Raw genomic sequence first — 4,573 nt, 5'->3', positions numbered from 1 at the left:
CGGTCAGGGCGATGACGGCGCGTTCCTTGGTGTCGCGGTTGCCGATGTCGAGGACGGCCGGGGAGACGGAGTAGACGCCGTTGACGTTCCAGCCCTTGGGGAGGCGGTAGGACCAGGTCTTCTTGCCGGTGACCGGGTCGGCGTCCTGGACCTCGACGATGTGGTCGTCGTCCATGCACAGGGCGATGCCGAGCATCTTGCCGCCGCCGGCGGCGTACTGGCTGGGCTGGCAGCCCTCGGGGACCTTGCCGGAGAAGAGCTTGTCGCCGGTGCTGATGCGGTAGGCGCTGGTGCCGCCGAGCCTGTTGACGGCGACGGTGTCGCCGGTCAGGGTCAGGGCGGCGCTGGACCCGCCGTCGAAGATGCTCTCCTTGGCGACCTCCTTGGTCCAGCCCTCCTTGCCGGCCTTCAGGTCGATCAGTTTCAGCTGGTTGCAGCTGGCGTTGGACTGCGTGCCGTCCTTGACGGCGATGACCGTCTTCCCGTCGGAGGTGGTCTGGCGGGCGAGTCCGCAGATCTCCGTGCGGGCGTCGATCTTCCACTTCTCCTTGCCGTCGGCCACGCCGTAGCCGACGACGGTGGTGCCGACGGTCTTCACGACGGTGTCGCCGACGACCCACTGGCCCTTGGTGGGGATGCCCGCGCCGGGACCCTGCATCTTGACGGTCTTGAGCCACAGCACCTTGTCCTCGCCGGGCTTGCGGCCCGCGTTGAGGTCGGTCTGCTCGGGGGCGCCGTTGCCGCTGCCGTCGCCCTTGTCCACGGACGCGGAGGCGGAGGGCTTGGGGTCGGCGGGGGTGGAGGCCTGTGCGGCGGGCTTCTTCGGGTCGTCGCCGGTTCCGAAGGCGAACCAGGCGCCGGCACCGAGGACGAGGACACCCGCGACGGCCGCCGCGACGATGACCGGGCCCTTGCGGCGTGGCCGCCGGACTGGACCAGCGGCTGGGGGACGGTCGGCGGCTGCTGCGCGTACGGGTTGCCGCCCGGGGGCGGATAGCCGTAACCCGGCTGCGGCGGCCCCGGGAGGTGACCGTAACCGGAGGGGGGCGGCGGCTGGTTCGGCGGCGGCTGGGGCGGCTCGGTCATCAGCGCATACCTTCGGCTTCAGGCGGTCGGCGGACCGGGAGGGACCCGGCGGAGATCGAAAAGAACCGACCCTTTCTATCACTCATGGCCGGTACGCAACGGGCCGGTCGCACCCCTGTTCCCAAGGGCGGACCGGCCCGTGACGCGCCTGTTATCGGGCCGCACGGGGCCCCGGGCTCAGGCCTCTTCGGCCAGTTCCAGCCAGCGCATCTCCAATTCGTCCCGCTCGGAGATGAGTTCGCGGAGCTCCGCGTCGAGCTTGGCGACCTTGTCGTAGTCGGTGGAGTGCTCGGCGATCTGCGCGTGCAGGTTCGTCTCGCGGTCGGACATCTTGTTGAGCTGCCGCTCGATCTTCTGGAGTTCCTTCTTCGCCGCGCGCGAGTCGCCGGAGGACGTCGACTTGGCCGCGGCGGCCGGGGCCGGAGCCGGGGCGGCGGCTTCGATCATCCGCTGGCGGCGCTCCAGGTACTCGTCCAGACCGCGCGGCAGCATCCGCAGGCTGGCGTCGCCGAGGAGCGCCATCACCGTGTCCGTGGTGCGCTCGATGAAGAACCGGTCGTGGGAGATCACGATCATCGAGCCGGGCCAGCCGTCGAGGAGGTCCTCCAGCTGGGTGAGGGTCTCGATGTCGAGGTCGTTGGTGGGCTCGTCGAGGAAGAGGACATTGGGCTCGTCCATCAGCAGGCGCAGGATCTGCAGCCGGCGCCGCTCACCGCCGGACAGGTCGCCGACGGGCGTCCACTGCTTCTCCTTGGTGAACCCGAACTGCTCGCACAGCTGGCCGGCCGTCATCTCGCGGCCCTTGCCGAGGTCGACGCGGTCACGGACCCGCTGGACGGCCTCCAGGACGCGCAGCGACGGGTCGAGTTCGCCGACCTCCTGGGAGAGGTAGGCCAGGCGGACGGTCTTGCCGACGGTGATCTCGCCGGACGCCGGCTGGGTCTCGCCCTGGGTGCGGGCGGCCTCGGCGAGGGCCCGCAGCAGGGAGGTCTTGCCCGCGCCGTTGACGCCGACGAGGCCGACGCGGTCGCCGGGGCCCAGGTGCCAGGTGAGGTGCTTGAGGAGGGTCTTGGGGCCGGCGGTGACGGTGACGTTCTCCAGGTCGAAGACCGTCTTGCCGAGGCGGGCGTTGGCGAAGCGCATCAGCTCCGACTTGTCGCGCGGCTCCGGCACGTCGGCGATCAGCTCGTTGGCGGCCTCGATGCGGTAGCGGGGCTTGGAGGTGCGTGCGGGGGCGCCGCGGCGCAGCCAGGCCAGCTCCTTGCGCATCAGGTTCTGCCGCTTGGCCTCCTCGGTGGCGGCGATCCGCTCGCGTTCGGCGCGGGCGAAGACGTAGTCGCTGTAGCCGCCCTCGTACTCGTAGACGGAGCCGCGCTGGACGTCCCACATGCGGGTGCAGACCTGGTCGAGGAACCAGCGGTCGTGGGTGACGCAGACGAGGGCGCTGCGGCGGGCCTGGAGGTGGCCGGCCAGCCAGGAGATGCCCTCGACGTCGAGGTGGTTGGTGGGCTCGTCGAGGACGAGGAGGTCCTGCTCGGCGATGAGCAGCTTGGCGAGGGCGATGCGGCGGCGCTCGCCGCCGGAGAGCGGGCCGATGACCGTGTCCAGGCCCTGGCCGAAGCCGGGCAGGTCCAGGCCGCCGAAGAGACCCGTGAGCACGTCGCGGATCTTGGCGTTGCCGGCCCACTCGTGGTCGGCCATGTCGCCGATGATCTCGTGGCGGATGGTGGCCGTCGGGTCGAGGGAGTCGTGCTGGGTGAGGACGCCCATCCGCGTGCCGCCGCTCTGGGTGACCCGGCCGCTGTCGGGCTCCTCCAGCTTGGCGAGCATCCGGATGAGGGTGGTCTTGCCATCGCCGTTGCGGCCGACCACGCCGATCCGGTCGCCCTCGGATACGCCGAGGGAGATGCCGTCGAGCAGGGTACGGGTGCCGTACACCTTGCTGACTGCCTCGACATTGACCAGGTTGACGGCCATCAGACGCGCTCCAGGGAAAGGGTGTGGATCAGCCCCTCAGCCTAACCCTCCGCGCCGACACCGACCGTTCCACCAGCCAGGCGCCCGCCAGGGCCATGCCGATGGCGGCGGGCGCGGTGACCGGGAGGGCGACGAGGGTGGCGGTGTGCCCCTCCAGCAGCCCGCCGAGTCCGGTCATGGACAGGCCGAGGATCCCGAGGAGGGAGAGGGTGGTGCCGAGGGCGGCGGCGGGGCCGCTGCCGGGGGTGTCGCCCGTCGGGGAGGGCGACTCGAAGCGGCGGAAGCCGGCCACGAGGAGGGCGGTGAGCGCGGCGGCGAGGAGGATCCGTACCGGGACCTGCGCCCACCAGGCGGCGGTGGCGGGCCGGGGCAGGGCGAGGCCGAGGGCGAGCTGGGCGGCGTACACGCCGAGCATGGCGGTGAGGTGCCAGAGGAACGCGGTCATGGCCACCCCGTTGGCGGCGACCACCCCGCGCCAGACGCGGGGCCGGTCGAGGAGGGCGGCGGCGGGGCGTGCGAGCAGCTGGACGGCGCCTACCAGCCACATGCCGTGGCAGAGCAGGGCGAGGGTGGGCGGGGCCATGTTGGACACCTTCTCGCCGGGCATCCCCACCATCGACAGCGGGTACGGCCCGGCGGCGACGAGGAGCACCGCCCCGGCGAGGCCTGCGGCGCCGAGGAGGGCGGGGCGGCGGATGCGGCCGTCGGCGCGGAGGAAGCCGAGCTGGTGCACGGCGAGCCAGACGAAGGCGAAGTTCAGGAACTCGGCGTACGGGACGTGGAGCGCGAAGCGCAGGACGTCGACCAGCGCGGCGGCGCCGGCCAGGGCGGCGAACGCGGCCCAGCCCCAGCGGGCGTGGGCGCGCAGCAGGGGTGGGGTGAGGGCCACCATGGCGAGGTAGATCCCGATGAACCACAGCGGCTGCGTGACCATCCGCAGGGCTGCCCCGGCGAGCGGGCCCCGGTCGGCGCCGGCGAGCTGCACGGTGAGGGCGAGGGCGGCCCACACGAGGACGAAGACGAGGGTGGGCCGCAGCAGGCGGCGCAGCCGGGCCCGCAGGAAGGCGGCGTACACGGGCCGGCCGGCGGCGCGGCGCTCCAGGGAACGGTACGAGAGGGCGTGGCTGAACCCGCCGACGAAGAAGAAGACGGGCATGACCTGCAGCCCCCAGGTGAGCACCTGGAGCCGGGGCACGAGGGCGAGCAGGTTCCCCATGCCGTCGGCGCTGACGGCGGCCATCAGCCAGTGGCCGAGGACGACGGTCCCGAGGGAGGCGACGCGGAGCAGGTCCACGTACCGGTCGCGCGTGGCGGGGGTGGCGTCGGCGAGTTCGCGTGCGCTGGCTGTCATGTCCCCTACGCTCGCGGCGCGGGGCGACGGGGAACAGGGCGCGGCTACTCATCCGCGGCCTAGGTACCGGTGGGTGGCACGGGGGGGGGCCGCTGCGCGGGGCTCCTCCCCGCCCCGCCCTTCGCCCGTTCCCAGGGGCGCTGCCCCTGACCCCGGTAC

The 4,573-nt window shown here is 72.5% G+C and carries 3 protein-coding genes; all 3 read right to left on the bottom strand.

The annotated features are described in order from the left end of the window. Window positions 1-763, bottom strand: a 763-nt coding sequence (locus VR44_RS36110; RefSeq protein WP_157880516.1) for an outer membrane protein assembly factor BamB family protein, incomplete at its 3' end; no start/stop codon positions are given. A 500-nt stretch (window positions 764-1,263) separates the two neighbouring features. After that, window positions 1,264-3,063: an ABC-F family ATP-binding cassette domain-containing protein gene (locus VR44_RS36105; RefSeq protein WP_045951888.1), complete on the bottom strand. Its 1,800-nt coding sequence runs from the start codon at window positions 3,061-3,063 to the stop codon at window positions 1,264-1,266. 28 nt (window positions 3,064-3,091) lie between these two features. After that, window positions 3,092-4,414, bottom strand: a complete 1,323-nt coding sequence (locus VR44_RS36100) for an acyltransferase family protein (protein ID WP_045951887.1) — start codon at window positions 4,412-4,414, stop codon at window positions 3,092-3,094. Window positions 4,415-4,573: the final 159 nt, after the last annotated feature.

The sequence above is a fragment of the Streptomyces katrae genome (genome assembly GCF_000966975.1).
GTDB lineage: Bacteria > Actinomycetota > Actinomycetes > Streptomycetales > Streptomycetaceae > Streptomyces > Streptomyces katrae.
The sequence above is the reverse complement of the archived record's forward strand: the minus strand, read 5'-3'. Positions and strand labels throughout refer to the sequence as shown.

Coding starts and splice junctions, on each gene's coding strand:
- VR44_RS36105 (WP_045951888.1), bottom strand. CDS start 3,063: ATGGCCGTCAACCTGGTCAATGTCGAGGCAGTCAGCAAGGTGTACGGC.
- VR44_RS36100 (WP_045951887.1), bottom strand. CDS start 4,414: ATGACAGCCAGCGCACGCGAACTCGCCGACGCCACCCCCGCCACGCGC.